Below are 26968 nucleotides of genomic sequence, written 5' to 3'. Positions count from 1 at the left end.
GACGCGCCCCAAGTATACCGGCGGCTCGTCCACCGGTCAAGGCGCTACATCAGGGATACCGGGTCCACGTCCACGGTCAGCCGTACCGCGCCGCCGCCCCCACCCGTCCGCAAGGCCGTCTCCACCCCCCGGGAGAGCGCCGCCCCGCTTGAGGCCTTGACCAGAAGCTGGAACCGCCAGCGCCCCGCCAGCCGCTGCAACGGCGCCGGGGCCGGGCCGAGGAGCTGCACCAGCCGCTCGTCGTAGCCGCTCTCCACGAATGCGGACAGGACGGCGTGTTTCGTTTTCTCCGCCGTTGCCAGGGCGGCGTCCGGCTTCTCCGCCGAGAATACGAGCGAAGCCAGGCGGACGAAGGGGGGCCAGTTGCCGATGCGGCGCTGCCTCAGCTCCTCGGTGAGGAAGAGGTCGTAATCGCTCCGAACCGCGGCCCGTACGGCGTAGTGCTCGGGCGCGTGGGCGGCCAGAATCGCCCTCCCCGGCCAGACCCCCCGTCCGGCCCGGCCGATGACCTGGGAGAGAAGGTTGAAGGTTCGCTCGGCGGCGCGGAAATCGGGGACGGCCAGTCCGGCGTCGGCCCGCAGGACGCCCACCAGCGTCACTTTCGGGAAGTGCAGCCCCTTGGCCACCATCTGCGTGCCCAACAGGATATCGGCCTGACCGGAGGCGAAGCGGGAGAGCACCTTCTCGTGGCCCGCGGCCCCGGTCGCGGCGTCCGTGTCCAGCCGGACCACCCGGGCGAAGGGAAGCTGGCGGACCAGCTCATGTTCCACCCGCTGGGTGCCCGCGCCGAATATCCCCAGGGCGTCCGGATCGCCGCAGGAGGGGCATGCCTTCGGTTTGACCTCCCGGTGCCCGCAGTGGTGGCAGCGCAGCTCGCCGCCCGGCTCGTGGAGCACAAGGGGTATGCCGCAGCCCGGGCAGAGGGGGATGTAGCCGCAGGTCTCACACCGGACCTGTGTGGCGAAACCGCGGCGGTTGAGGAGGATTATCGCCTGCCGCCCCTTCCCTATCTCGTGGTTGAGCGCCTCCAGTAGCTCGGTCGGCACGAGCTGGTCGCGGGGCCGGCCGCGCACGTCCACCAGTTGGACCGTGGGGAAGCTCGCCCCGTCCACCCGCTCCGTGAGCCGGAGCCGCTCGATCCTCTCCTCCAGAACCAACTGTGCCGTCCAGACGCTGGGGGTGGCGCTGCCCAGCACCAGTGTCGCCCCCTCGATCCGGCACCGCTTGGCCGCGACCTCCCGGGCGTGGTACCGGGGCTGCTCCTGCTGCTTGTAGGCGTCCTCGTGCTCCTCGTCCATCACCACCAGGCCGAGGTTCCTCACCGGGGCGAACACGGCGGAGCGCGGCCCCAGGGCCACCCTGGCCTTTCCCTCGTAAAGACGCAGCCACTCCGAGCGGCGCTGGGCGAACCCCTGCCGCGAGTGCAACAGGGCGACCCCGTCCCCGAACCACCGGCGGAACAGGCGCATCAGTTGGGCCGTCAGGGCTATCTCGGGCACCAGCACGATGACGCTCCGGTCCCCGGCCAGGCACGCCTCCGTCGCCCGGAGGTAAACCTCGGTCTTCCCGGAGCCGGTCACGCCGTCGAGGAGGAAGGCGCTGTAGCCGCCCAGCGAGGCGGTAATCCTCTCCAGGGCCCGGTCCTGCTCGTCGGTGAGCCGGTGGCGCGGCGGCGGGGCGGGGTCCCCCTCATCCAACCGCTCCACGGGGAAGAGCTCCACCAGTTTTTTCTTTTCCAGGGCGTGGAGGGTGGAGTAGCCGACCTCGGCCGACCGGCAGGCGTCGGCGGCCCAGACGGCGTCCCGGCCCGCGGTGTGGGAGATGAGGTACGCCAGGGCGCGGGCCCCGGCGGGTGACTTTTTCCCAAAATCCCCCAGCTCCGGCGGGTCGGCGATCAATCGGACGGCGAGGCCCTCCTTCGCGGTGACCGGCGGCGCCGCCGGCTCGTCCCAGGTACGCAGATGGCCCTCGGCGACCAGGCGGTCCAACTCCGCCCCCGCCCCCTTCCCCAGACCGTGGATCAACCTGCGTCTGTTGATGGGGCCGTCCTGGAGCCGATTCCAGATTTCGGCGACGGTCCCCCCCAGGTCCAGTGGCGGCCCGGTCGGGCCGTAGCCGTACATCCGGCGCGTGCGGGACCCGACGGGGAGCATGGCGTCCAGCGTGACGCCCGGGGGCTCCGAGTAGTAATCGGCCAGCCAGCGGCCCAGGGTGAGCCGCTTTTCGTCGAAGAGCGACCGGTCGTCCAACACCCCTTTCACGGGCTGGATCGCGGCGGGGTCCATTCCCCCCGGTGGTTGGTCAAGGACTTCCACGACGAAACCCAGGGCTGTCGCGCCCCGGAGCGGAACGTGAACCCGCGCGCCCGGTTCGGCCCGCATCCCCGGCGGCAGGGAGTAGGTGAGGGTCCGCCGGAGCTCCAGGTTCAGCGCGACCTCGACGTAGAGCTGTCCGTCATCGGTGCCCATCGGCGTCCGTCCCCCGTCCGTTTCCGAGTTGACCCCTCCCCCTCCGGTCTGGTAGATTATGCAACGGTATAAACGACGGGTCAAAGCGCGGGTAAAATGGCCGGAAAACGCACCCTCATCATCGTGATTCTGGTGGTCGTCACACTGGGGGCCGCGGTGCTGGCCGTTGTGTTGAACGTCAAAACGGTGGGGGTTTACGGGGACGTGACCGCCACCGTCTTCTTCGGGAACCTCTCCGACGCCGAGACGGAGCGCCTGCTGGGCCTGGCCGAGGAGGCTTACCGGGAGGGCGATTACGAGGGGGCCTTGACCCTGGTCACCTTCGCCTACACCTACAACGACGGGGAGCACAAGGACGACCTGCTCCTGCTCTGGAGCACCCTTTTGCTGGACCAGGGGAAGTGCTCCGACGGCTGCCGGGTGCTCGATGAGCTGGTCGCCCTTTTCCCTTCGGGGGACGTCTTCGAGTGGGACCGGCTGGGCGAGATGGTGCTGGACCAGTTAGATCGGAACCTCGTTATGGAAGAAGGCTTCCGGTACGCCACGGCGGTGAAGCTGCGTGGGTACTGCGCGCAGGTCGGCTCCGACTCCCTGGACGCCGTGGACGTCGTCTTCGACCGCGAGCTGGACCGTTCCTACGACGTGGATTGGGTTCTGGAGTACGAGAAACAGATGGCCTACCAGGACCCCCGGACGGCCGAGCGCGACGTCGGGGCGGCGGAGATGGAGGCCGAGCGCCGCGCACCGGGTGAGCTGGCCGCGCTCCTGGACGAACGGATTGAGCTCGGTCCTCCCCCCCTGGAGGACGCCCCCCTGGTGTCCGAGGTCAAACTGGGCGAGTACCTGCAGTTCGCCGAGCGCGTCGTCTACGAGATTCTGGAGACGGAGCTGACGCAGGCGGAGGAGAAACGCAGCCTGGAGGGCGAGTCCCTCGCCGGAGAGGAGCCGGAGGCGGAGACCCTGGACGATCCCTTCGCGGGTCTTTCCGAGAGCGAGCGCGCGCTGATCGAGGAGGCGCTGGCCGCGGCCCGTTCCCAGGAGGGGCCTAAGTGGAAGGCGACCACGAGAATCCGGTGCAGCCTGCCCGGTTTCACCCTGCGCGAGGTGCTGGACTACCTGGGGCTGGATCCGTACACGGGCCGACCGCCCCGGACGGGTCTCGAGTCGGTGGAGCCGGAACCCGTCCGATGACTGACGTCCCCGCAGTCCGGGTCCGGGGCCTCGTCAAACGCTTCGGCGACGTTACCGCCGTCGACGGCGCGGATTTCGACGTGTTCCCCGGAGAGGTCTTCGGTTTTCTGGGGCCCAACGGCGCCGGCAAGACGACCACAATAAAGATGCTCACCGGCCTGGCGCGACCCGACGCCGGGCGCATTCATTATTATGGGGAGGAATACACAAGGCGCATCAAGGCCGCCCAGCACCTTTTCGGCGTCGTGCCCGACACGAGCAGCCTCTACCCCGAGCTGACCGGACGTGACAACCTGGAGTTCTGCGCCGCCCTCTACGGCGTCGAGCGTGAAGAGCGGCGTCGCAGGGCCGGCGAGCTCCTGGCGGCCTTCGACCTCGAGAAGGCCGCCGACCGGCGTTTCTCCGGTTACTCCCGCGGGATGGGCCGCCGGCTCGCCATCGCCGCCGCCCTCATCCACAGGCCGAGGCTGCTCTTTTTAGACGAGCCCACCACCGGCGTCGACGTGCCCAACGCCCGTGAAATCCGCCGCCTCCTCTCCGGGCTCTCCCAGATGGGGACGACCATCTTCCTCACCACACACTACATTGAAGAAGCCGAACGCCTCTGCGACCGGGTGGCCTTCATCGTCGAGGGGCGTATCGTGCGGTGCGACACCGTGGACAAGCTACTGGAGGAGCTGCGGGGGCGCCGCAGCCTGGAGCTGGAGCTGGACACCGTGCCGGCGGGTCTGGTGGAGAAACTGCGCAGGCGGTTCCCCGGTCTGGAATGGGAGTCCAGGGCGGGCAACCGCCTTTGCCTGCACTCCACCGACGAAATGGACCTGACGCCCCTGGCGGCCTTCCTCGCCGAGCACGGCCGAAGGCTGCTCGAGGCGCAGCGGTTACGCCGGAGCCTGGAGGAGGTCTTCGTCCGGGTCACCGGCGTCGAGGCCGGGCGGCTGCGACTCGAGAAGGGAGGTCGCCGTGACTGAGGCCGTAGCTTTCTGGGCGGTCCTGCGGAAGGACCTGCGGGCCTACTACTTCAAACCGCCTAACATAAGCTGGGGCCTGATCTTCCCCCTGGCCTGGACGCTCATGTTCTTCCTGCGCTCCGGCGGCGATGTGGACATCGCCCACCTTCTGCCGGGGGTCACGGCGATGAGCGTGCTCTTCGGCACCACCTCGATGCTGGCCGTCACCATCACCTTCGAGCGCAGGTCCGCCTCCTTCGACCGCCTGCTCATGGCCCCGCTTACCTTGGAGACGCTGATGTTGGCCAAGCTGGGTGGGGCGGTCCTATTCGGTGTGCTAAACTCCGCCGTCCCGTTGACCGCAGGGCTGCTTCTGGCCGACGTCGGTCCGGTGCGATGGCTCGTCGTCGTCCCTGCGGTGCTCCTCACCGCCTTCGGTTCCGCCCTGGTCGGCCTCTTCGTCGCCGTCAGCGTGAGCGAGGTCTTCGAGGCCCAAACCTTCTCAAACTTCCTGCGCTTCCCCATGGTCTTTCTCTGCGGCCTCTTCATCCCGCTCAGCAGTCTGCCCGGCTGGCTGCGGCCGCTTTCCTACACCCTGCCGGTAACCTATGGGGTCGACGCCCTGCGCGACGGCCTGGGCGGTGCGGCCTACATCCCACTCTGGTTGGATTTCACCGCCCTGGCCGGCTTCTGTACCCTCCTCTTCCTCCTGAGCCTGCGCAACATCCGCCGCAGGTGGATACTCTGATGTGAGCGGACACCGACCCCGTGAAGGCGAGTCGTTTTGTGTCCGGGGTCCTTCGCGGGCCGCCAGCGAAAAAGGCGCCGAAGCGCCTTTCTTTTATGGCCGTTCACGGGTCGGACCGGCTAGGTGCCCGGCAGCTTCTCGAACTCCTCGCGCAGGTACTGCAGGTCGTAGTAGCGGTCCGCCGAGTTGATGAGCTCGATGGCCACCATCCCGCGGGTCGAGACGACGATGACCTCCTTGCCCCGGGTGCGCAACAGCTCCAGGGCCCGCTCGAAGTCGGAGTCGCCCGAGAAGATGATCGCGCGCTGGTAGTTCTCCACCGTGTTGAACATGTCCACGACCATCTCGGTGTCAAGGTTGGCCTTGCGTATCTCCTCCCCGGAATCCAGGTCGAAGATGACCTTCACCTTCTTGCGCCGCACGGTGTAACCCATCATGGTCAGCGCGTTGAGGAAGTTTTCCTCCTTGGCTTCGGTGGGGTTCTGCACGCCGGTGTAGTAAAAGGCGTTGTACAGGTCCTCGGGATCGGGGATGAAGTAGTGGAGGATGCGTTTATAGTCCAGGTGCCAGCCCAGCTTCTTCTGGGCGTAGAACATGTTGACGCCGTCCACGAAGAGAGCGACCTTCATTTTCTCACCCCGGATGTTTTTTTAGTATTCGGCCTTGGGAGGCGCTAGCTTACCAAGGCCCACCCGTCGTGTCAATTCGCCGGAAGAGGCGAGGTGGAAAAAACTTCGCAGCGGAAAGGGGGACCCGCGGGTCCCCCTCGTTTGCGTAGGGGAATCGCTTACCGGGAGACGACTACCCGCTGCGTCGCCGTCGTCCCTCCGCCCGCCAGGCGGATCAGGTAAACGCCGTTGGCGACGCCGTCGGTCCCCCAGGAGACCTCGTGGCGACCCGCCGCGAATTCACCGCGGGCGACGGTCTGTACCAGGCGGCCGGCCAGGTCGTACACGTCTATCCGGACGGACCCGTCGGTGGCCAGGGTGAAGGGAACCGTGGTGAAGGTTACGGCCGGGCAGGGGTAGCACGGCTCCAGTCTCGTGACCCGCGCCCCGGCGCCCGAACCGGCCACCTCGATGGGGCCGTACAAGTTCCTGGAGCCGTCGGCGCCCAGCGCCTCCAGCTCGTAGCGGTAGCTCGAACCGGGTGAGACATCGAGGTCCAGGTAGCGTCCGCCGGTCAGGGGAGTTTCGTTCAGCCGGACGTAGCCATCCTTTTCCTCGCGGAGTACGTTCACCCCCGTGATTTCCGCCGGGTTGTCCGGTCTCCAGGCGAGCAGGATCCCCTCGTCCACGGCCTCGCCGGAGAAGGCCACGGAGCCGATGTCCGAGGTCTGCTCTTCCACACAGACGTCGTCAAAGTAGAAGCCCTCTAAGGTAAGACCGCCGTCGGAGGAGAAGCGGAACCGCACCTCGACGATATCGTCCGTGTAGGGGGAGAAATCGTAACTCTTCCTGGTCCATTCCAGGTTCGTCCCGCTGAAGACGTCCTTCTGGACCCAGGCACCCCCGTCCACCGAAACGTCGAGGTAGACGAAGTCGTAGCCCGATTCCATGTCGTATCTGGTCCAGAAGCTCAGCTCGTCGTGGTCCGCGTCCACGAAGATGGGGCAGGTCTTGATCCAGGAATTCTGGCCGTTGCCGTAGCCGCCGGAGCCGGTGTCTCCGCACTTCCAGGAGTGGGTGGGGGAGTGCGCGTCCTCGGTGGAGACGTGCCACTGGTCGCCGGTGCCGCCGTGGGTCCAGAAGTCCTCGCCCGACTCCACGTCGTCCTCGAAGCCCACCCCGACGACGATGCCGAAGGTGGCCTCGGTGGCGTAGCCGCCGTCGGCGGTGATGGCCAGGTCGGCGTAGGTGTAGTAGTGGTCGGGGCAGAAGCTGCCGATGCTGAACCTGAACGTGTCGGAGGCGGTTCCACCGGGGGGGATGGGGCCGAAGTCGCCGGACGCATCCGTGACGGTGAAGTAGGCGTCATCAATGATGAGGGTGGCGGCGACGCTCGTCGCGGTGTCCGTGCCGTCGTTGAGCAGGGTTATGGTCGCTTCAATCGCCTCGCCGGGGTCGAGCTTTCCGTCGCCGTTGCCGCCTGCGGAATCGTCGTAGACGACGGAATCGAAGGCGATGGAAACCGGCTGCACGGGGTAGGGATCGGCGTACATTTCCAAAAATTCGTCCCACAGCGTGTCGGAGAAGTTGATGAGGGTGGTGTAGGTGGCCCAGTTCGGGTGGTCCGATCCGTTCGCGGGGAAGTAGACGGCCATCCCGTCGCCGGAGTCAATGGGGTTGTGCATCCCGCCGGCGAGAACGTAGTCCTCGAGGTCGGCGACGACCTGCGCGGCCTTGGTGTGCAGATCGCCGGGCAGGGAACCGTCTCCCGCCAGGGCTTCCACGAACTGGTACAGGTCGCGGTCGTCGGGCGTGTTCCAGTAGTCGGCGGAGTTCCGGGCGACGGTTATCCGGTCCTGGTAGGTGTAGCAGTTGTCGAAGAGCGACTGGCAGAGGTCCGCCCAATCGCCTTCCATGACGGTGGACCAGTTCTTCACGTTCTGGGCGGCCTGGGTCACGCCGGAACCGTAGAAGTCCAGGTAATCGTTGACGATGCGGGCGGCTATCTCCTCCGGGGTGACGCTCGAGTCCTCCTCGAAAATGTTGAACGCCTGGTAATCCCACCCGTCGCCGGGTTCCGAGTCCTCGCTGCAGATGCAGATGCCCACGTCGCCCAGATACTGGTAGCCGTTCTCTATCTGCCCGCCCAGACAGACGTCGAAGCCGATGACGTCTATGAACTCGCCGACGTTCTCCAGGGCCTCCTCGATCTGCCAGATTTTCAGGTTGCTGCACATCCCGCGGTCTATCCAGTCCTTGGTCTCGTCCTCCAGGAAGATGCCGCTGCCGTGGTCCCAGGCGTCGAGGAGGTAGTTGTCGGCGGGGTAGTTGTCGGTGACCCACTGGATGAAGTTCTCGAAGATTTGGGGATCGTCCATGTTGGCCACGTTGCCGGTCCAGATGCCGTGGCCGGTGATCTCAGTGGAGACGATGTCCCCGTAGCCGCCCGAGGCGTAGCCGCCGGGGTCGGTTTCTATGTGGAAAAGCTTGGTTTGGTTGTCGGGGTCCCATCCAACCATCACGATAACGTCCACCCCGTCGGGGTAGGCGCTGTAGTTGCAGTCCTCCATCTCGTTGACGTCGTCCCAGCCGTAGGTTTTCAGGTTGTTCTGGTTGTTGAGCCATACCATGACGGTCCAGGACTCGGCCAGCGCAGCCAGGGGCAGCGTCAGGAGGATGAGGACCAACATCAGCTTCTTCATTTACGGGCTCCTTTGTCTGAAATAAAAAATGTCAAAAGGGTCTACGCCGTAAAATGTACCAATCCACCAACAATCTAGCGGAAAAAATCCCGACTGTCAATTTATTAGAAACATTGTCGGGATGCGCCGGGGTTGGTAGACTAGGGAGCGTGGAGACCGGACTTGAAAGCGTCGCCCGCCGGATAGCCCGCCCGTTGGAGGCCCTCGAGCGGAGCGGATACGCCCTGGCCGACCGGATGCCGGACCTGGGGGCGCGGCTCCTGGGCTGGCTGGACGAGTTGGAATCGGACTCCGACGCCCTGGGGCGTTGCCGGGATCTCGTCCTCGGTCTGGATTCCCTGCCCGCCGACCGGCGGGCGGACCGCCTGCGTAAATTCACCCGGGAATGGCGTGAATATCTGAAGCAAAAGGCGTGCCCGAAGCCGTCCGAACCTCCCCTGCCGAAAGATGGGTGGAGTGTGGACGATCTGGCCGGGCGTCCCCTGCTCTACGAGAAGGGCGTCGGTCCCGCCCGGTACGAGCGCCTGAAGAGGCTCGGCCTCTTCACCGTGGACGATCTCTTCGCCTGCGAGCCCCGCGGTTACCAGGACCGGTCGCGCCTGGTCCCGCTGGACCGGCTGCGGGCGGGGGAGGAGGTCACCGTGGTCGGCGAGCTCAGGAGCGTGGAGCTCATCCGCGGTTTCAGGGGTCGAAAACCGCGCCTGAGCGCGATTTTGACCGGAGAGGGCGGGAGCCTCGTCCTCACCTGGTTCAACGCGCTGTACCTGGCGGAAAAGCTCAGGCCCGGCCGCCGCCTGGTGGCCTTCGGCAAGGTCAGCCCTCAGGACGGCGGCGCTCTCATCAACCCCGATTTCGAGTTCCTGGACGCGGGCGAGGACCCCCTGGCCTTCGGACGCATCGTGCCCACCTACGGCCTGACGGAGGGGCTCGGTCAGCGCTACCTCCGCACGCTCGTCCGCCGCGTTCTCGACCGGTACCTGCCGAAACTCCAGGACCACGTTCCCGAAGAGGTGTGGGCGCCCCGGGGGCTGCCGGGGCTGGCCGAGGCGTTCGAGCACCTCCACTACCCGCCCGACCTCGACGCCCCCGAGAGAGCCCGCCGGCGCCTGGCCTTCGACGGCCTGTTCCTCTTGCAGTTGGCGGTCCTGCGCGAGCGGATGCGCCTTGATAAAACCTCGGGCGGCAGGATCGAGGCCGGGGGCGAGTTGGTCCGCCGCGCCCTCGACAAGCTGGGCTTCGAGCTCACCGGAGCGCAGAAACGCGTCCTGGAACGCATCCGCCACGACCTGGCCCAGTCGAGACCCATGAACCGTCTCCTCCAGGGCGACGTTGGGTCGGGGAAGACGGTCGTGGCCCTCCTGGCGATGCTCCTGGCGGTGGAAGCCGGGTGGCAGGCGGCGCTCATGGCGCCCACCGAGGTGCTCGCCCGACAGCACCACCGCACCTTCCGCCGCGTTCTCGATCCGCTCGGCGTGCCCTGCCATCTCGTCACGGGCGGCGTGAAGGACCGCGCCCGGAGGCCGGCACTCGAGGCGATTGCTGCCGGCGAGCCCGGCGTAACCATCGGTACCACCGCGCTCATCCAGGAGGGAGTCGTTTTCCCCCGCCTGGGTCTGGCCGTGGTTGACGAGCAGCACCGCTTCGGCGTGGCCCAACGCGGCAGGCTCTGCCCGCCCTCGACCAACGTCCTGGTGATGACGGCCACACCCATCCCCCGCTCCCTGGCGCTCACCGTTTACGGCGACCTGGATTCCTCGGTCATTGACGAGCTCCCCCCCGGTCGCCGCCCCGTGGAGACCCGGTGGCTCTCGGGGAGGAACGCCCGGGAGGCCTTCGATTTCATCCGGGAGGAGGCCGCCCGCGGGCGTCAGGCCTTCGTCGTCTGCCCGCTGGTGGAGGAATCTTTGGAAAAAGGCCTCGCCGCCGCCACCGCGCGCTACGACGAACTCCGGGAGGGCCCCCTGGCCGAGTTGAGGCTCGGGCTGGTCCACGGTCGCCTGGATTCTTTGGAGAAGGAGAGGACGATGCGCTCCTTCGCCACCGGCAAACTGGACGTCTTGGTCGCCACCACGGTGGTGGAGGTGGGGATAGACGTGCCCAACGCCACGGTGATGGTGGTGGAGGAGGCCCAGCAGTTCGGCCTGTCGCAGCTGCACCAGCTCCGGGGCCGGGTGGCGAGAAGCCCGCACTCCGCCCGCTGTTACCTCGTCTCGGGGAGGGGGCTGACCGACGCGGCCAAACGGCGCCTGCGGGCGATGACCGAGACCGACGACGGCTTCCGCCTGGCCGAGCTGGACCTCGAGCTGCGCGGCCCAGGTGAGCTCCTCGGGACGCGGCAGCACGGTCTGCCCGACGTGGCCCTGGCCACGCTGGTCACCGACCGGAGGATGCTCGAGGAGGCCCGGGAAGCGGCCCGGCGCCTGCTCGAGGACGACCCGGAGCTGGAAAAACACCCCCGGCTCAAACGGCGCCTGGAATCGGTTTACGGCTCCGGCGACCTGGGGGTCGTGGCGTAGGCGGGACCGAATCAGCCCTTGACAAAGGACAAGGGGTTTAAACCCCTTGTCTCCTTTCTGGTAGAATGGTTGGAAAAAGGGGAGTCGGTGAAAAGAGCGGTTTTCATCTTTCTCGCGCTGGCGGTCGCGGCCTTCGGGGCGCGCGTGACCAACGTCCGCTGCTACGCCCAGGAGGACGTGACCTACGTCGTGCTCTACCTGGACGAGGAGTGCACGGTGCAGGTGTCCGACTCGCTGACCGCCGGGGAGGCCAGCCTGGGGCTCATCGCGCGCGCGGCGCACCTCGACAGCGGGGGACGTCTGGGCGGTCCCGTGGGGCACGTCGTCGGGGGGAATTTTTACCAGTCCGGCGCGGACGCCGTCTTCCTGGTTTACCCCGCGGCCACGGCCGGGTCGTACAAGGCCTACCTGGCCCGCGACCCGCTGCGGGCCGTGCTCGAAATCTCGGCGCGGACCGCGGTGGTCGAGACGCCGGTCACCGTCGAGCCCAAGGGCCCGCCGGACCTTTCGGGGCTGGATGTCGGGCCGGTGCTCCTGGTGGACGACGACGACGGCGTGAACAACGGCAACCCCTACGGGGTGGACGTCCACGAACGGTACACCGCGGCGCTGGACGCGCTCGGGGTGAACTACGACACCCGCGTGGTCAGCCACAACTCCAGCGGCCCCACCTACGCCGAGCTGGAACCTTACCGGCTGGTCATCTACTTCACCGGCCTGGACGCGCTCAAGGTCTGCCTGAGCGAGAGCGACCGCCGGGCGCTGCGGCGGTACCTGGACGACGGCGGTCGGCTCCTCCTCGTGAGCCAGAACTACCTGGGCCAGGTCTCCCGGAGCGGGACGGCCTCGTCGGGTTCCCTGGAGGAGGCGTTGGGGGTCAAGGACTGGCGCGCCGACGCCAAGACCCTCGTGGCCATCGCCGAGCCCGAGGGGGAGCTGAACGCCGGTCTCTCCCTGTCCCTCTTCGGTGACAGGCAAATCGTGGGGAACTGGAGCGACGGCTTCACCGCCTCCGCCGGGGCGCAGGTCCTTTTCACGAACCGCACCCGCGGCGACGTCTGCGGCGTGGCCTCCGAGAGCGGGAATCACCGCTCGGTCTTCCTCTCCTTCGCCTGGGAGAACATCTCCTCCGAGACCGAGGCGCTGGCGTTCCTGGGACGGAGCATCCGGTGGCTCGTCGGCGGGTAGACGAATTCAATCCGATGTACTGAACAGGCAAGGGGCCCGGACCTTGCCCTCCATTTAACGCCCATGTCCAAACCGGACCTCGTAAAAACATTCCGGGAGCGGATTACCGGCGGGCTCGTCTCCGCCCCCCTGGCCGGCACCAGCGACGTACCCTGGTACCGTCTCCTCGCCGGGGAGGGGATTAGCGCCTTCTGGACGGAGATGACCACCGCCGACGGGCTTTTCCGGGGGGGCCGTAAGACGCGGGCCATGCTGACCCCGGAACCCGGGCGGCCCGGAGATCCGCCCCGCCCCCTCCCCCGCCTGCACCCCGACCTGGGCGTGCCGGTGGTCTGCCAGCTCTTCGGCCACCTCCCGGAAGCCTTCGCCTACGCTGCCCGGTTCGTCGAGCTCTGCGGCTACGACGCCCTCGACCTGAACTTCGGCTGCCCGGCGAAGAAGGTCGTGCGATCGGGGAACGGGGTGGCACTCATGCGCGACCTGCCGCTGGCCGTCGAGATTGCGTCGGCGACCCTGGAGTCCACCTCTCTACCGGTCACCGCCAAGCTGCGCCTGGGCTTCGCCTCGGACCCGAGGATTTTCCTGCGCCTGGCGACGGAGCTGGACGGGCTGGGAATCACCGCCCTCACGCTCCATCCCCGCACGTGGGAGGATGGTTTCTCCGGCGTCTCCGACTGGTCGGCCATCGCCGAGCTCGTGGGAGCGGTGCGTTGTCCCGTCATCGGCAACGGCGACGTGAAGAACCCCGAGGACGCGCGCCGTATGCTGGAATCCACGGGGTGCCACGCGGTGATGGCGGGTCGGGCGCTCATCGGTGAGCCCTGGCAGGCGCGGCGCATGGCGCAGGTGCTGGGGGGGGAGGAGGTCGGACCCGAGGCGGACTGGCCGGAGCGGGTCGGGTGGACGCGCAGGCACGGGCGGCTGCTCTGCGATTTCTACGGCGAGAAGCGGGCGATGTTCCGGGTGCGGCGCTTCGCCCTGCACTACCTCCGCGGGGTGGAGGGAGCGGGGGAGCTGCGTCGCCGGATGGCCGTGGTCGCCGATTCGGCCGAGTTCGAGCGCCTTCTGAACGAGGCCCTGGCCCTCTGATACCGCGTGAAGCCGGTCGCCGTTGATATGAAAAAGGGGACGCCGCGCAGGCGTCCCTTTATGGTTGGCAGTTTTATCCGGGGTCCCCACGACCCCTCGTTTCATCCACCGTCAGCTCACGAGGTGATGCGCCGCAGAAGCTCGGCGTAGAAATCTTCCACCTGTCCCAGGTCTCGCCGGAAGCGGTCCTTGTCCATCTTCTCGTTGGTCTTGGCGTCCCAGAAGCGGCAGGAGTCGGGGCTTATCTCATCCCCCAGGAGGATTTTGCCCTCGGAGTCGTAGCCGAACTCGAGCTTGAAGTCTATCAGCTTGATGTCCCGCTGGGAGAGGAAGGGGGTGAGCACCTCGTTGACCTTGAACGCCGTCTTGGCGATTTTTGCGAGGTTTTCCTTGGAGCAGATTTCGAGCGCGTGGACGTGGCTCTCGCACAGCATCGGGTCGCCCAGGGAGTCGTCCTTGTAGTAGTACTCGAGGATGGTGCTCGAAAGGGCGGTGCCCTCTGGGATGCCCATCCTTTTCGAGAGCGAGCCCGCGGTCACGTTGCGCACCACGATCTCCAGGGGTATCATGCGCAGCATCTTGACGCGCATATCACGATCCGACGGGCGGTCAATGTAGTGGGTGGCCACGCCGGCCTCTTCCAGGAGCTTGAAGAACACCTCGGTGATGGCGTTGTTGATGGGCCCCTTGTCCTTGATGGTGCCCTTTTTCTTGCCGTCGAAGGCGGTGGCCGAGTCTTTGTAGTAGAGGCGCACGACGTTGGGGTCTTCGGTGGCGTAGGTTATCTTGGCCTTGCCCTCGTAAAGAACGCGCTCTTCGGCCATGGTGGTCCCCTTCTCGGAATAAGATAAAGCTCCAGTCAGTCCCCTATTATACCCAGACGACGGTAAGTCACGTCAATGAATCTCGGTTTTTGTTCGAAGCAGCGTTCGACGACCTCCCGGTCGAGGTTTTCGGCGACTACGGGGTCACTTTCGACGGCGGTCCTGAAATCGCCCCTCCCCTCCCAGGCGGCCAGGGCGTGCCTCTGGACGAGCTCGTAGGCCGCCTTGCGCTCGAGGCCGGCCCGAATCAGCTCGACCAGCAGGCCGGAGCTGGCCGTCAGCCCACCGGTGAGGGCGAGGTTCTCCGCCATGCGCTTTTCGTCCACCACCAGGCCCCGCACGACGAAGACCATCTTGCGCAGCATGTACACCGCCAGGTGGAAGCCGTCGGGGATTATCACCCGCTCCACGGAGGAGTGGCTGATGTCCCGCTCGTGCCAGAGGGCGACGTTCTCCAGGGCGGCGTGGGCGTTTGAGCGCAGCAGGCGCGCCATGCCGGCGACGCGCTCGGTGATGATGGGGTTCCGTTTGTGGGGCATGGCCGAGGAGCCCTTCTGCCCCTTGGTGAAGGGCTCGAAGGCCTCGGCGACCTCGGTTCTCTGCAGGTGTCGGATTTCGAGGGCCAGACGCTCCAGGTCCGCCCCCAGAATCGCCAGGGCCGAGAGGTAGGCCGCGTGGCGGTCCCGCTGCAGAATCTGGGTGGAGATCGGCGCCGGCTTGAGGCCCAGCTTGGCGCACGTACGCTCCTCGATTTCCGGGGAGAGCGAGGTGTAGGTGCCGACCGCCCCGGATATCTGGCCGACGCGCAGGCCCTCGGCCGTCGCGGAGAGCCGCTCGTGGTCACGCTTGAACTGGGCGTAGGAGACGGCGAGCTTGAGGCCGAAGGTGGTCGGTTCGGCGTGGACGCCGTGGCTGCGACCGATGCACGGGGTGTCTTTGTACTTCAAGGCTTGTTCGCGCACCGCCGAGAGGAGCTGTTCCAGATCGTCCAGGAGCACGCGGTGCGCACGGTTTATCTGGAGGGCGAGGGCGGTATCCAGCACGTCGGAGGAGGTCATCCCCAGGTGCAGGTGCCGGGCCTCGGGACCGACGGTCTCCTCGAGGTGCTCCAGGAAGGCGATGACGTCGTGACGGGTGATTTTCTCGATCTCTTCGATCCGCTTCGGGTCTATCCGGGCCCTCTCCCGGCAGACGCGGACGGCCTCCGCCGGAACGAGCCCCAGCTCGGCCATGGCCGCCGCCGCCGCCAGCTCCACCTCCAGCCAGGTGTTGAACCGGCCCTCGTCGGAGAAGATTTTCCGGATTTCGGGGATTTCGTACCGGTGGATCATGGGCGGTCTTTTTAAACGACTCACCCCTATCCTACCATACAAGACGGTGAGGGCCAAGGAGAAGTAGATTTTCCATCCGCAGTGAAAAAAGGCGGGTCGTTCCACCCGCCTTTTCACCTCAAATCCCGGCCTTTAACGTTACGTCTCCTCGTCCCGCTCGGCGATGACCAGGGCCACGCGGTACTGCCTACCCTCGCGCTGAACGACCAGTACCACGTCGTCCCCCGGGGCGCTCCGCTGGAACTGCTCGTTGAACCCGTCCACCCCGGTTATCGGCTCGGTGTTGTACGAAAGGACGATGTCGCCGGGCTCCAGACCCGCCTCCTCCGCCGGGGAGCCCTTGTCCACCTGGGTGACGAGGGCGCCGTCCGTCGAGCGGAGCCCCATTGCCTGGGCGATGCTGGGGGTCACGTCCTGGAGGTAGAAGCCGATGTAGGAACGGCGGACGCCGCCGTAGCGGATTATCTCCTGGGCCACCTCCCGGGCGGCGTTGATGGGGATGGCGAAGCCGATGCCCTGGTTGCCCCCCGAGGTGGAGAGAATCGAGGAGTTGATGCCTATCACCTCGCCGAGGGAGTTGACCAGGGCGCCGCCGGAGTTGCCCGGGTTGATGGCGGCGTCGGTCTGGATCAGACCCTCGAAGACCCGCACCTCGCCGGTGGCGAGCTGGTAGCGCATGGTGCGGTTCGTGGCGCTGACCACACCCACGGTCACCGTCGGTTGCGGGTCCTTCACGATGAAGCCGAAGGGGTTGCCGATGGCGATGGCCCACTGGCCGACCTCCAGGTGGTCCGAGTCGCCCAGGAGGGCGATCGGCAGATTCTCGCCGCCGGTGATGCGGACCACGGCGGTGTCGGTGTAGGGATCACGGCCGACGACCTCGCCGGGGAAGCTCCGCCCGTCGGAGAGGGTGATCTCTATCTCGTCGGCGGAGTGGACCACGTGCTCCGCGGTGAGGACGTATCCGTCGGGTGAGATGATGAAGCCGGAGCCCATGCCGGGGATCTCACGCTCCCGGTAGGAGGGCCCCTCGGAGCGGGAGGGACCGAAATGGCGCCCGAAGAATTCCTCGAAGAAGGGGTCGTTGAAGAAAGGGTCGCTCCCCGGGTCGTACACGCGCTCGGTGATGCGGGTGATGGTCGAGATGGTGACGACGGAGGGGGCGGCGATCCGGGTGGCCTCGGTGATGGCGTTGCCGCGCTCGGCGGTGATGCGCGCGTCGTTGGACTCGACCGCCGCGGAATCGGTGTCGCTCAGCGCCAGCTCGACCGACGGGGTCTCTTCCCCGGCGCATCCGGGCTGCACGAGAAAGATCGTGAGAAGGGTTAAAAAGAGCGTGTACCGCATGGATGTACCTCCCCCGCGGGCCTTGCGCGCAAGTCCCGCGGTACCGTGTTGAATACGCGCTTACATTCCGCTTATACGTTACACCGAATCGCTTTGTTCCGCGCCCCACGCGTTAGGAAGGGATAAGTTCCCTTTTCATTACAACTTGCCTTACCCGGTCATCTGGGGTAATATATGTACGGATGTCGAAACCCCGCGTTAAGTGAAAAGGCCGGTGCGGCGATGGCGAGTCGGAGTCAGAGGTTACTGATGTGGTCCATCCTGAGTGTCGTCGGCGTCGGCTTTCTTCTTCTGGTCGTCTTCGGTGAGATTTTTCAGTGCCAGCGCACCGCCCCGCCCCCCCACCTCCAGCCACCCCGGGTCGGCGACGTGGTTCAGCTCAAGCCGGGCATCTCCTCCATGTTGAAAACCTCCACCGGTGAGACCCCGCTGCCGCCGGGCAGCCTCCTCGAGGTGACCGGGGTGCGGGAGGACGTGGCCGAGGTCGAGCTGGTGTCGGACGGAACCGCGGGCGAGCTGGCGTGGAAGGACGGGTTCCGCGGGTTCTTTGAACGGGCGACCGGCGGGCTGGTCGAGCTCTACGCGAAGGACGACTGGACCGTCCTGGAGGCCCTCGATCTTGCCGAACCGCTGGGACGCGGCTGGTCCCACGACGCAATTGCCTACGCCGCCGCCTCCGGCGATGAGCCCTCGGGGGGCCGGAGCCGGGAATGGGTGGTCGCCTTCTACTCCAACGGGCTGAAGCGGATTCTGCGCGTGGCGCTCAGCACGGGGGCCCAACCGGCGGTTCAGGAGGATTCCCCCCCGGATTTGCCCGCCGACGATTTCGCGAACTGGCCCCTGGGTTCGGCGAGACTCGCCCTGGGCCGTCCCGCCGTGGATTCCCCCGCCGCTCTGGAGGCCGCGTGGGCCTCCGACGACCGGAGTGATAAGGAAAAGAGCCGGTGGGAGCTTTTCCGCATCTTCCTCGTGCACCAGGGCGACCCGGAGAATCTCGGTGACCCCTGGCTCAACAACGTCACCTACCGGATCTTTCAGAGGCTCGCCGTGCGGATGAACCCCGACGACGAGGCCGCTTTCACCGAGTTCGTGGTGGACGCCCTGACCGGCGTCGTCCTGACCCGTTTCCCCTGAGCTTATCTTTCGGGTCCGGGTTCCGGGTTGGGTCCGATAAAAAGAGTACAGGCGCGAAAAAGATTTGTTGTCCTCATGAGTGCCCGACTATGGCTTTCGGGCCGACGCGTCACAGGTAGGGTATGGGCGCGAACGAGGTTTACCGGGGTCGGCGGCCCCGGTTTTTTACGTATTGTCGTGGTCGGGGGGATTTTAAAGAAGTGGAAAAAGCCGTTCGGCACGGCTTTTTCTATCCCGATCGGGACGATTTTCCAATCCCCTGGCTGGGGCGGTAGGATTCGAACCTACGATGACGGCTCCAAAGGCCGTTGACTTACCGCTTGTCGACGCCCCAGGGCTATTCCGGATCACCCCTTCCCCGACGGCCGGGTGCGGGGCTGGTGCGTCGGACGGCTGCCGTTGAACGGTCGTTCGTTCCGTGCGTGAACGCTGAGGCTATGCTTCGCCTTCTTCGAACTCCTCGGGGGGGTCCTCGGAGGGGTCCTCGGAGGGGACCTCGGAGGGGACCTCGGAGGGGACCTCGGTTCCTCCGGCTTCGGGGGAACTGTCGTAGAGGCCCTCCCGCATGAGCTCATCGTACTTCGCCAAAACCGCTTCCTCGATCTTGGACCGCGTCTCGGCGTTCAGGGGGTGGCAGACGTCGCGACGCGTACCATCGCGGCGCTTCTTGTTCGGCATGGCCACCCAGAGACGGTCGTTGCCGTCAATGACGCGCAGGTCTTTGACGATGAAACAGTTGTCGAATACGATGGAGGCGTAAGCCTTTAGCTTTTCCTCATCGCGCAGGCTGACCCTCACCTCGGTGATTTCCACAATTTGCCTCCTCGTGGGTGACAAAGCTTCAGGCTATTTTATTTTCGACCATCGAGACGCCTTTGTCAATAACTTCCGTCGGAATCGAGGCTATTCCTCTCGATTCCAGCTCGCTGGTGAGCTGAAAAGCCTCTTTTTCATCCCGGGCGACGCCGAAGCAGCAGGCCCCGGAGCCGGACAGGCTGACCGGTTTCAGGCCGCTGGCGCGGAGGGCGTCCAGAGTGCGGCCGATTTCGTGGAAGAAGCGGATGATTTTGGTGGAGAATGCGTTGGGCAGCTCCGGCGGCGAGGCTCCGCCCGAGAGCCAGCCCTCGATTTCCTCCCGGGGGAGTTTTGCGAAATCCTCCTCCGTGAGCTGCTTGTAGGCCCAGGCCGTCGAAACGGCGGCCTTGGGGAAGGCCAGGACGATGTGGATTTTCTTTTGCGCGAGCCTCGTCAACCGCTCGCCGCGCCCCTCGGCCAACGCGATTCCCCCCTCCAGAAAGAACGGCACGTCGGCCCCAAGCCCGGCGGCCAGCCCGTGCAGCCGCTCCCGGTCGAGGGGGTCGCCGTGGAGCCGGTTCAGGGCCGCCAGGGTCCCCGCGGTGTCGCTGGATCCGCCACCCAGCCCGCTTCCGGGGGGGATATGCTTGGATATCTCGATCCGCGTATCCGGCGTGGTTCCGGTGGCCGCGGCGAAGGCTTCGGCGGCCCGCCAAACCAGGTTGCGCCGGTCGGTCGGGACGCCCGGCTGACCGTGTACCGCGAGTGAGAGCCGGTCCGCCCGGTGCACGGTCAGGTTGTCCCCCAGGGAGATGGCCGCCAGGATTGTTTCCACGTCGTGGTAGCCGTCGTCGCGCCGACCGAGAACGGCGAGACCGAGGTTGACCTTGGCGGGGCATCTGAGAAGTAAAGACCGAGTCTCGTCCATCTGTTCGGATTCTGCATGGGGCGCCCCGATTAGTCAAGCCGTACATTTTCTTGACGCAGAGGAACTCCGGTGCTATATTTAAAATGGCTTGGAGGAATCAACCAGGTTTCCCGACGCGCCCCGGCGGTTTCAGGGGTGGAAACGGTCTGCCGGAGGCTGAGGGAAGGGGGCGAGTCATGAAACGGATGCTTCTAGCGTTGCTCTTCCTCGGTTTCACCGCGGCGGGGGCGGTGGATGTCCTGCTTGTAGACGACAACATCCAGGACGGACCTGATGGGTATCCAAACATCGTCAATCTGGACCGAGTTGAGAATATTTTAACAAACATGGGCATCCCCTTCGACCACGAGTGGAACGACCGACTCCGCTATCCGGGTATCACCGCCGATCTCGATTTTCTGAACGACTACCGGATCATTATCTGGTACAACGACAACCGGGCCATAGACCAGACCGAGTACGACGCGGTTCACGCCTGGGTCGAGGAGGGCAACATCCTCATCGTCACCGGCTACGACTCCCTGGGGAACCCCAACGACCCCATCATGGCCCAACTGGTGGGCTCTTCGACCTGCGGTGACTACCCCTTCTGCGATTCCTTCACCGTCGGTGAATCGGACAACTTCATCATGGACGGGGATTGGGGTTATTTCTCCGGTAGCTACGACATCCTCCCCGATGGCGCGGACCACGACTGGGCCCAGCCGGCGCCCGGCACGCGAAAAATCGCCACCTCATTCACCGGTCACGTCATGGGACCGGCGAAGATTCTGCTCACCGAGGGCGTGGGCAACGGGGGGATAATCGTCTACTGGAACGGAAACTGGGATTCCATCGAGTGGTGGCGTTTTACCCAGTCGCCCGAGACGGTCAACATGTTCCGGAACATGATGGATTACTTCGTCGCCCTGGTGCCCGTTCAGGAGATGAGCTGGGGCGGGATTAAGGGAGTGTTTACACCGTAACCCTGGTTGGTGTACAATATCTCCGGTATGTTCTGTTTTTCTCGGGATTAGATTTTTTCAACAAAAAGTAACCTCTGATCGGGGGGACGAGAGATGAAACTTACCGCTATCACTCTTTGCTTCGCGATGGTCCTCGGTGCGTCGGCTTACAATCTTTTACTCCTGGACGACTCCTCCCCCGATTACGGCATGCCCGACGACAACAACAATCTGGACAGTGTGGAGCAGGTCCTCACCGACATGGGCATCAGTTTCGATCACTGGCACAACAACTGGATTATGAATAAATCGGCGGATTTAAGATTCCTCTTGGATTACGACATCATCCTCTGGTACAACGACAACCGGGCCATCCTGGAAAGCGAGTACCAGGTCATGCAGAAGTGGGTCGGCGAGGGCAACTTCCTGGTGGTGACCGGGGAGGATTCCCTGGGCAGCCCCAACGACCCGCTGATGGCCGAACTGGTCGGCTCCGCAATCTACGGCGACTGCCCCTTCTGCGAACAGTTCACCGTCACCAATCCGAACAACTGGGTCGCCGACGGCGAGGCCGGTTTTTACGACGGAACCTACGATATCATAGCCTATGCCTCCGACCACGACATGGCCGAACCGAAGCTGCCGGTGACGTACGCGGTGGCCGTCACCGTTACCGGCGACCACGGCGTGGGACCGGCGAAAATCCTCGTCACGGAGGTGGTTCCGCCCCTAGGCGGCATCGTGGTGTACTGGAACGGCAACCGTGACGCCGCCGAATGGTGGCGTATGTCACAAACGCCCGTTACGGTCAACATGTTCAAGAACATGATGAACTTCCTCACCGACAACGTATCGGGTGTGGCTGAGGTAACCTGGGGCAGCCTCAAGAGCGTCTTCGCGCAGTGATCCGCCGGTTTTGATTGAATGAGGGGAGGCCGTGGGGCCTCCCTTTTTTAAGAAAGAAGAAAAAACACCTGGGAGGTCATAAAAAGGGGAGACCGTGGGGCCTCTTTTTTGACCGGTTTGGTGCGTCTTCAAAATCCGCGGTGAAGACCCAGCCCCCGCGCGTACCCCCGGACATCCTCCACCTCGCCGGCGGTCGGCCGCCGGTTCAGGCCCCCGTACTCACCCACCCGGTGGCAGGGGCGGTACTGGTCCATGACGTTGACGTAGCTTTCGGTGGATAGTTCGGCGATGAACCGCAGGACGCCCCGGGAGTCGGCCAGTCCGCCCGGGAGGACCAGGTGGCGGATTAAAAGCCCCTTCCGGGCTACGCCGCGGTCGTCGGTCTCCAGGACCCCCACCTGGCGCTGCATCTCGCAAAGAACCTCGGAGCATTTCTCGAAGTAGTCCGGCGCCCCCGAGAGCTCCCCGGCGGGAGCGTCGGGGCCGTACTTGAAGTCGGGCATGTAAATCTCAACCAAACCGTCCAGCAGGGCGATGACCTCCCGACTCTCGTACCCCCCGCAGTTCCAGACCAGCGGCACCCGCAGGCCCATCCCCCGGGCGAGGCTCACCGCCCGGGCCAGCGGGGGGGCGAGGTGGGTCGGCGTCACCAGGTTCACGTTCTGGCAGTCCATCCCCTCCAGGGTGAGCATCAATCGGGCCAGTTCCTCGGGCCCCGCGGGTCTCCCCACCGCGCGCTGGCTGATGTCGGCGTTCTGGCAGAAGAGGCAGTGGAGGTTGCAGCCGCCGAAGAAGATGGTCCCCGAACCGCCGCCCCCGACCAGCTCCGGCTCCTCTCCGAAGTGGGGACCGGCGGAGGTGACCGGCGGCACCGGTCCCACGCCGCAGGACCCCCTCTCCCCCGCCGTCCGGTCCACCCCGCATGCCCGGGGGCAGAGGGCGCAGCTCCGGTAAATCTCGTCGAGACGTCGGAGCGACGCGCCGTTGCGCTCAGTCATCGGTTCAGGACGGCCAGGCCGCGGCGGGCGTACTCAAGCAGCACCGACCCGGGGTAGTCGCTGATCAGCGCGGTCAGGTCACCCGTCGCGCCCTCGGTGTCCTCGAGAAAATCGGCGTCGAGCCAGGCCGCCAGAGCCAACGCCCGATCGCCCGTGCCCTCGGTGGCGGCGGCGATGACGTCCGCGAGAACGTCGCGGGCCGAGGCGTAATCCCCCTCCCCGGCCAGGAGGTCGGCCAGTTGGACGGCCGCCTCGTCCCCCAGCGGACCGCCGGCGGCCAGGGCTTCCCGAAGGCAACGTCCCTCCGCGGACGAATCACACCGGATGCCGGCCAGATAGGCCTCCACCAGGTCGGTGAACGCCCCCTTTTCCTCAAAACTCTCGGCGAAGCCCGAGGCCAGGAGCAGGCGTAAGAGGTCCGTGGCCCGCGGGTCGTCCCCGTTCCGCGCGATATACCGCCGGACCCAATCCATGACCGGCGCCGGATCGAAGGACGGGTCCCCCTCGAGCCTTTCCGCCAGGCGCGTGAGTTGGAGAAGTGTCAACTGGTAGTGGAGCTCCGGGTCGGTCGGCTCGACGAGGTCGTCCGGTGTCCGTCCGGAGAGCTTCCAGGCCCGTTCCGGCTCGCCCCGGAGTAGGGCGGCCTCGATGCGGGCGGCGAGGAGCTGTTCCTCGTCGGGACCGTAACCGTATCCTTCGGTCAGTTCCTCAAGCAGTTCCTCCGCCTCGGCGGGCCGGCCGCCGCGCAGGAGGAAGAGGGCCGTTCGCCACGTCAGTTCACGGTCGGCGGGGTTCAGGGCGAGGATTTTATCCGGCTCGATACCGCGGGCGCTCAGGTTGGAGGCGCAGGCGAAGGACAGGCCGGCGGACGCGAGCGCTCCCCGGGCGTCGGCGGTCAGTCCCTCCAGGGAGGCCAGTCGCAGGGCGGATTCCAGCGCCGCTTCCGGGAGCCCGACCTGTCCCAGGGCTTTCACCACCTCGAGGGGGAGGATTCCGCCCGCGCCGGTCAGCCAGGGGGTGATGTCGGCGTGCTCGGCGAAGAAGGCGGTCAAGGAGCGGATTTCGTCCTCGACGATCCGATGGGCACGTTCATCCAGCACTAGCCTCGGTCTTCCCTGTGCCCAGGGGTGGGGCAGGGGCCCGGGACCGTCCTCCACGGTGCCCAGCGCCCAGGGCGAGAGGGCGATGCCCAGGCGGATGCGGCCGAACACCGGCTCATCGCGGCCCTCGAGGGTGTCCAGGGCGACGAGCGCCGTCTCTTCCGTCGCACCGAAATTTCCGAAAAACCCGACGGCCCATGAGCCGGGACCCTCCCGGGAAATGGCCTCGACACAGGTTTCGGCGGCATCCCGGTAGCGCCCGAGGGCGAAGAGGAGCCGGACGACGTCCCGACTGTAATCCGCCAAATCGCCGGTGGGCGGGTTTTCCAGCAACCGGAGCGCCTCTTCGTTGAGCCCGTGGTCGGAGAAAATTCGCGCCACCGTCCGCACGTCACCCGGCCTCAGGTCGGCCCGATCCAGCTTGGCCCGCCAGTTTTCCAGCGCCTCTTCCACGCGCCCCAGGGCGTAGAGACACTCCCCCCGCTCGACGTACACCCGGTCGTCCCGGGAGCCGTCCCGGCCCTCCCAGAGCCCGAGGGCCTCGTCGGCGCGGCCCAGACCGCGCAGCCGCTCACTCGCCTCGCAGCGAAAATCCACCCGGTACGGGTCGAGCGCGACCTTCCGCAGGGCCTCGGTTACCGCGACCTCGGGTCCCCGGGCGGATTCGGTCAGGCGGAGCCAGACCTTCCAGGTGCCTAGGTCGAAGCCGTAGGGGTCTCCCCCGTAAGAGGCCAGGGCGAGCGCGGCGATTTCCGGTCGGCGGGTCAGGTCGTCGAGCACGCTCCGGCACCGGGTGGGCTGGGAACCGGCCACCCGGGCGGCGGCTTCGAAGGCGTTTTTTTCCAGGAGGCGCTTCGCCAGCACGTCCGCCACGACGTTCCATGCGGCGCGGCTCTCCGCGGCCTCGAACCAGAGATGGAGGTCGGCGGGGGCCTGCGCGAAATAATCCCCCAGGGCCAGGGCGGCGGAGTCCAGTCCGCCCGTCGCCCGATCGGGCAGCTCGAAAAGCCTCTCCAGAGCCTGCCGCCCCTCGCCCAGCTCCCGGCGCCAGAGGAAAATCTGGGTCTCGCACCGGCCCAGATTGTCCGGGCGGACCTCACCCGCGTCCACGGCCCGGGTCAGAATACCGACCGCCTCCGCGTAATCCCCGGAGCCGGCGGCGGACTGGGCCTCGGACCAGGCATCCGCCCCGGCCGGCTTGACCAGCAGGAGGATGACCCATATAATTTTGTGAAGCCGAGGTGACGTCATGTCGTCGAGGATACGTCTTTTTTACGCCCTGGGCCTGGTGACCGCCTACGTTCTCCTGGCCGCGACCCACTGGCTGGGCGGAGCCAACGTGGCCTACGAGCTTTTTTACCGGCTGATCGCCTTCGTCGCGGTCGGCATCGTCGCGCCCCTGGTCTGGATCAGACTCAATCGGATTCCCGCCGAATCGGGGGCGAGCCTCTACCGGCAGCTTCTCGTCGCGGGCGCGGTCGCCGTCGCGGTGTTCTTCCTCTTCCCCGAGCTGAAAGCTCCCGCAGGCTGGGCGGATGTCTGGGTCTGGGTCTCCAATGCGGTGGCCGCGGCGGGAGTGGCCTATTTCGCCTACCGCTTTCTGCCCGTTTTTCTCGACTCGGGCGGTTTCATGGGGAGAATCATCTGGGGGGCGCTGGCGGTGCTCGCCGTCGTGCCCACGACCCGCGGCGTCGTGTCGGCCGGTCTGGCGGGGATGCTGACCTGGGCGGCGGGGAGCTTCTGGCCGGCCGCGGTGCTCTTCACCGCCCTGTTTAACACCTTCGATTGCGGTGTGTCCGTGGAGGGGCTGTCTTCGACCGGACCCTGGTTAATCGCCGCTCTGGCCGGTCTGGTCCCCCTCGTCCTCGTGACCCTTCGCGGCGCGCTTGCGCAGAAAGCCCGTGAGCAGGATAAAGCCGACCCGCTCGACGACGTAGACCGCGAGGTAGATGAGCATCAGCGTCAGCGCGGCGTTGTAATCCTCCCGCACCAGCCCGGCCAGGAGGAAGCTGCCGACGAAGAACGCCGAGGCCAGAACGAATAGCACGTAACTAAAACGCCGGCCACCGAAGTAAAAGCGGTAATTCGCCAGGGATAGAAGCACCACCCCTCCGACCAGAAGCGCCCACTCGTAAAGGCTCACCGACCCTCCAGCAGTTCCCGGTACACCATTTCCAGCTGATCCAGGTATCCCTTCAACCTCCAGCGACGTTCGGCGGTCCGCCGGGCGGTTTCGCCCATGCTGTCCACCAGGCCCGGTCTGACGGCGAGGCATCTCATCGCCCGGGCCAGCCTCCGGTGGTCGCGGCGGGGGACCAACAATCCCGTCCGGCCGTGCTCGACGAGCTCGGGAATCCCGCCCACGGCGGTGGCGACCGCCGGGAGCCCGGCGGCGAAACCCTCGCGCAGGGAAAGCGGCAGCGACTCGCGCAGGCTGGGAAGGACCAGGGCGTTCACGCGCTCGAGCAGCGCCGGCATATCCCGCTGGAAGCCGAGGAACTTGACCCGGCCGGTCACGCCGAGACGGGCGGCCATCCGTTCCAGGGAACGCCGGGCGGGGCCGTCGCCGGCGATCCACACATCGAAGGGGGCGTCTCCGCAAATGGATACGGCCCGCAGGAGGTCGTCGTGCCCCTTCCGTCCGTCAATGCGGGCCGGCATCAGGAAGGTGAAGCGATCCCCGGTCCGCTCGGGCTCGATGTCGAAGAACGCGTCCGGCAGGCCGGTCTGCACGGTCAGGGCGAGATTGTCGGGAAAACCGCACCGCCGAAAATTCCGCCGCTCGTAATCGGATACGAACAGCACCCGGTCGGCGGCCCACCGGAGCAGCCCCGCCGCCAGGGGGTAGGACCAGCGCCGGTGGAGGTTGTGGATGGTCACCAGGACCGGCACCCCTCGCCCGAGGCCCCTCCGCGCCGCGACCGCCGGCAGAATCGCCTGGGTGTGGACCAGGTCGCAGCCCCTCTCGGCGATCAACGCCGCCAGTTCCCGGGACAGCCGCGCGAGGCCCCGTGGCGTGCGGCTGTGCGTCCGCAGCTCCACGACCTCCACTCCGCAGTCTTTGGCCTCGGGGGAGAGCGCGCCGCCGTGCGAGACCAGGGTCACCCGGTGCCCGCGGTGTACGAGCCCGCCCGCCAGCGCGATGGTGTCCCGTTCGGCGCCGCCGGCGATGAGGTGGGGGGTGATGAGAAAAAGACGCAT

Annotated in this window: 20 protein-coding genes, 1 tRNA gene and 1 pseudogene; 10 read left to right on the top strand and 12 right to left on the bottom strand. The window is 66.2% G+C overall.

What is annotated here, in order from left to right; translation table 11 throughout:
* Positions 1 to 44 precede the first annotated feature (44 nt).
* A complete protein-coding gene (gene priA, locus VM054_09455; protein HUT99286.1) occupies positions 45 to 2468 on the bottom strand; it encodes a primosomal protein N' in 2424 nt (807 codons plus the stop codon).
* Between the two features lie 96 nt (positions 2469 to 2564).
* On the opposite strand from priA, the gene VM054_09450 reads away from it, so the two are divergent.
* Genes VM054_09450 through VM054_09440 form a run of 3 tightly spaced genes read left to right on the top strand, consistent with a single transcriptional unit; the run spans position 2565 to position 5357 of the window.
* A complete protein-coding gene (locus tag VM054_09450) occupies positions 2565 to 3659 on the top strand; it encodes a hypothetical protein (GenBank protein HUT99285.1) in 1095 nt (364 codons plus the stop codon).
* Positions 3656 to 4630, top strand: a complete 975-nt coding sequence (locus VM054_09445; GenBank protein ID HUT99284.1) for an ABC transporter ATP-binding protein — start codon at positions 3656 to 3658, stop codon at positions 4628 to 4630. The genes VM054_09450 and VM054_09445 overlap by 4 nt, the downstream gene beginning before the upstream one ends.
* A complete protein-coding gene (locus VM054_09440) occupies positions 4623 to 5357 on the top strand; it encodes an ABC transporter permease (protein ID HUT99283.1) in 735 nt (244 codons plus the stop codon). The genes VM054_09445 and VM054_09440 overlap by 8 nt, the downstream gene beginning before the upstream one ends.
* 119 nt (positions 5358 to 5476) lie before the next feature.
* Here the strand turns inward: VM054_09440 and VM054_09435 are convergent, their stop codons facing one another.
* Both VM054_09435 and VM054_09430 read right to left on the bottom strand, forming a co-directional pair.
* Complete coding sequence (locus VM054_09435; protein ID HUT99282.1) at positions 5477 to 5986, bottom strand: NYN domain-containing protein; 510 nt, start codon at positions 5984 to 5986, stop codon at positions 5477 to 5479.
* A 158-nt stretch (positions 5987 to 6144) separates the two neighbouring features.
* Positions 6145 to 8667 carry a clostripain-related cysteine peptidase gene (locus VM054_09430; protein HUT99281.1) on the bottom strand — a complete coding sequence of 841 codons (2523 nt, stop codon included), beginning with the start codon at positions 8665 to 8667 and terminating at the stop codon, positions 6145 to 6147.
* Positions 8668 to 8816: 149 nt separating this feature from the next.
* Between VM054_09430 and recG the strand changes: the two genes are divergently transcribed.
* The 3 genes from recG (at position 8817) to VM054_09415 (ending at position 13460) form a co-directional block, all read left to right on the top strand.
* Positions 8817 to 11183: an ATP-dependent DNA helicase RecG gene (recG, locus tag VM054_09425; GenBank protein HUT99280.1), complete on the top strand. Its 2367-nt coding sequence runs from the start codon at positions 8817 to 8819 to the stop codon at positions 11181 to 11183.
* An 87-nt stretch (positions 11184 to 11270) separates the two neighbouring features.
* Positions 11271 to 12371: a hypothetical protein gene (locus VM054_09420; GenBank protein ID HUT99279.1), complete on the top strand. Its 1101-nt coding sequence runs from the start codon at positions 11271 to 11273 to the stop codon at positions 12369 to 12371.
* Positions 12372 to 12434: 63 nt separating this feature from the next.
* Positions 12435 to 13460: a tRNA-dihydrouridine synthase gene (locus VM054_09415; GenBank protein HUT99278.1), complete on the top strand. Its 1026-nt coding sequence runs from the start codon at positions 12435 to 12437 to the stop codon at positions 13458 to 13460.
* A gap of 116 nt (positions 13461 to 13576) precedes the next feature.
* Here the strand turns inward: VM054_09415 and purC are convergent, their stop codons facing one another.
* The 3 genes from purC to VM054_09400 form a co-directional block, all read right to left on the bottom strand.
* Positions 13577 to 14284, bottom strand: coding sequence for a phosphoribosylaminoimidazolesuccinocarboxamide synthase (gene purC / locus VM054_09410; GenBank protein ID HUT99277.1), 708 nt, complete (start codon positions 14282 to 14284; stop codon positions 13577 to 13579).
* Positions 14285 to 14319: 35 nt separating this feature from the next.
* Positions 14320 to 15615: an adenylosuccinate lyase gene (gene purB / locus VM054_09405; GenBank protein HUT99276.1), complete on the bottom strand. Its 1296-nt coding sequence runs from the start codon at positions 15613 to 15615 to the stop codon at positions 14320 to 14322.
* 138 nt (positions 15616 to 15753) lie between these two features.
* The gene (locus VM054_09400; GenBank protein ID HUT99275.1) at positions 15754 to 16962 is read right to left on the bottom strand and encodes a trypsin-like peptidase domain-containing protein; all 1209 of its coding nucleotides are present in this window, start codon (positions 16960 to 16962) and stop codon (positions 15754 to 15756) included.
* A 249-nt stretch (positions 16963 to 17211) separates the two neighbouring features.
* On the opposite strand from VM054_09400, the gene VM054_09395 reads away from it, so the two are divergent.
* Complete coding sequence (locus VM054_09395) at positions 17212 to 18096, top strand: hypothetical protein (protein ID HUT99274.1); 885 nt, start codon at positions 17212 to 17214, stop codon at positions 18094 to 18096.
* Positions 18097 to 18356: 260 nt separating this feature from the next.
* Here the strand turns inward: VM054_09395 and VM054_09390 are convergent.
* The 3 genes and pseudogenes from VM054_09390 to ispE form a co-directional block, all read right to left on the bottom strand.
* Positions 18357 to 18430: transfer RNA gene (locus VM054_09390), tRNA-Gln, on the bottom strand.
* 239 nt (positions 18431 to 18669) lie between these two features.
* Positions 18670 to 18909 (bottom strand): annotated as a pseudogene (locus tag VM054_09385) (SpoVG family protein).
* Positions 18910 to 18937: 28 nt separating this feature from the next.
* Positions 18938 to 19819, bottom strand: a complete 882-nt coding sequence (ispE, locus tag VM054_09380) for a 4-(cytidine 5'-diphospho)-2-C-methyl-D-erythritol kinase (GenBank protein ID HUT99273.1) — start codon at positions 19817 to 19819, stop codon at positions 18938 to 18940.
* A gap of 176 nt (positions 19820 to 19995) precedes the next feature.
* On the opposite strand from ispE, the gene VM054_09375 reads away from it, so the two are divergent.
* A complete protein-coding gene (locus VM054_09375) occupies positions 19996 to 20784 on the top strand; it encodes a hypothetical protein (GenBank protein ID HUT99272.1) in 789 nt (262 codons plus the stop codon).
* Between the two features lie 93 nt (positions 20785 to 20877).
* On the top strand, positions 20878 to 21669 hold the full coding sequence (locus VM054_09370; protein ID HUT99271.1) for a hypothetical protein: 792 nt from the start codon (positions 20878 to 20880) through the stop codon (positions 21667 to 21669).
* A gap of 128 nt (positions 21670 to 21797) precedes the next feature.
* On the opposite strand, the gene VM054_09365 is transcribed toward VM054_09370, so the two are convergent.
* Both VM054_09365 and VM054_09360 read right to left on the bottom strand, forming a co-directional pair.
* A complete protein-coding gene (locus VM054_09365) occupies positions 21798 to 22667 on the bottom strand; it encodes a radical SAM protein (GenBank protein HUT99270.1) in 870 nt (289 codons plus the stop codon).
* A complete protein-coding gene (locus tag VM054_09360; GenBank protein HUT99269.1) occupies positions 22664 to 25018 on the bottom strand; it encodes a hypothetical protein in 2355 nt (784 codons plus the stop codon). Before VM054_09360 ends, VM054_09365 begins: the two co-directional genes overlap by 4 nt.
* Between VM054_09360 and VM054_09355 the strand changes: the two genes are divergently transcribed.
* On the top strand, positions 25017 to 25811 hold the full coding sequence (locus tag VM054_09355) for a hypothetical protein (GenBank protein HUT99268.1): 795 nt from the start codon (positions 25017 to 25019) through the stop codon (positions 25809 to 25811). The two genes, VM054_09360 and VM054_09355, sit on opposite strands and share 2 nt — an antisense overlap.
* Positions 25812 to 25906: 95 nt before the next feature.
* On the opposite strand, the gene VM054_09350 is transcribed toward VM054_09355, so the two are convergent.
* A complete protein-coding gene (locus tag VM054_09350) occupies positions 25907 to 26968 on the bottom strand; it encodes a glycosyltransferase (GenBank protein ID HUT99267.1) in 1062 nt (353 codons plus the stop codon).

The sequence above is a fragment of the bacterium genome (genome assembly GCA_035528375.1).
Taxonomy (GTDB): domain Bacteria; phylum RBG-13-66-14; class RBG-13-66-14; order RBG-13-66-14; family RBG-13-66-14; genus RBG-13-66-14.
Note: the sequence above shows the minus strand (reverse complement) of the source record. Positions and strands in the feature narration are given on the sequence as shown.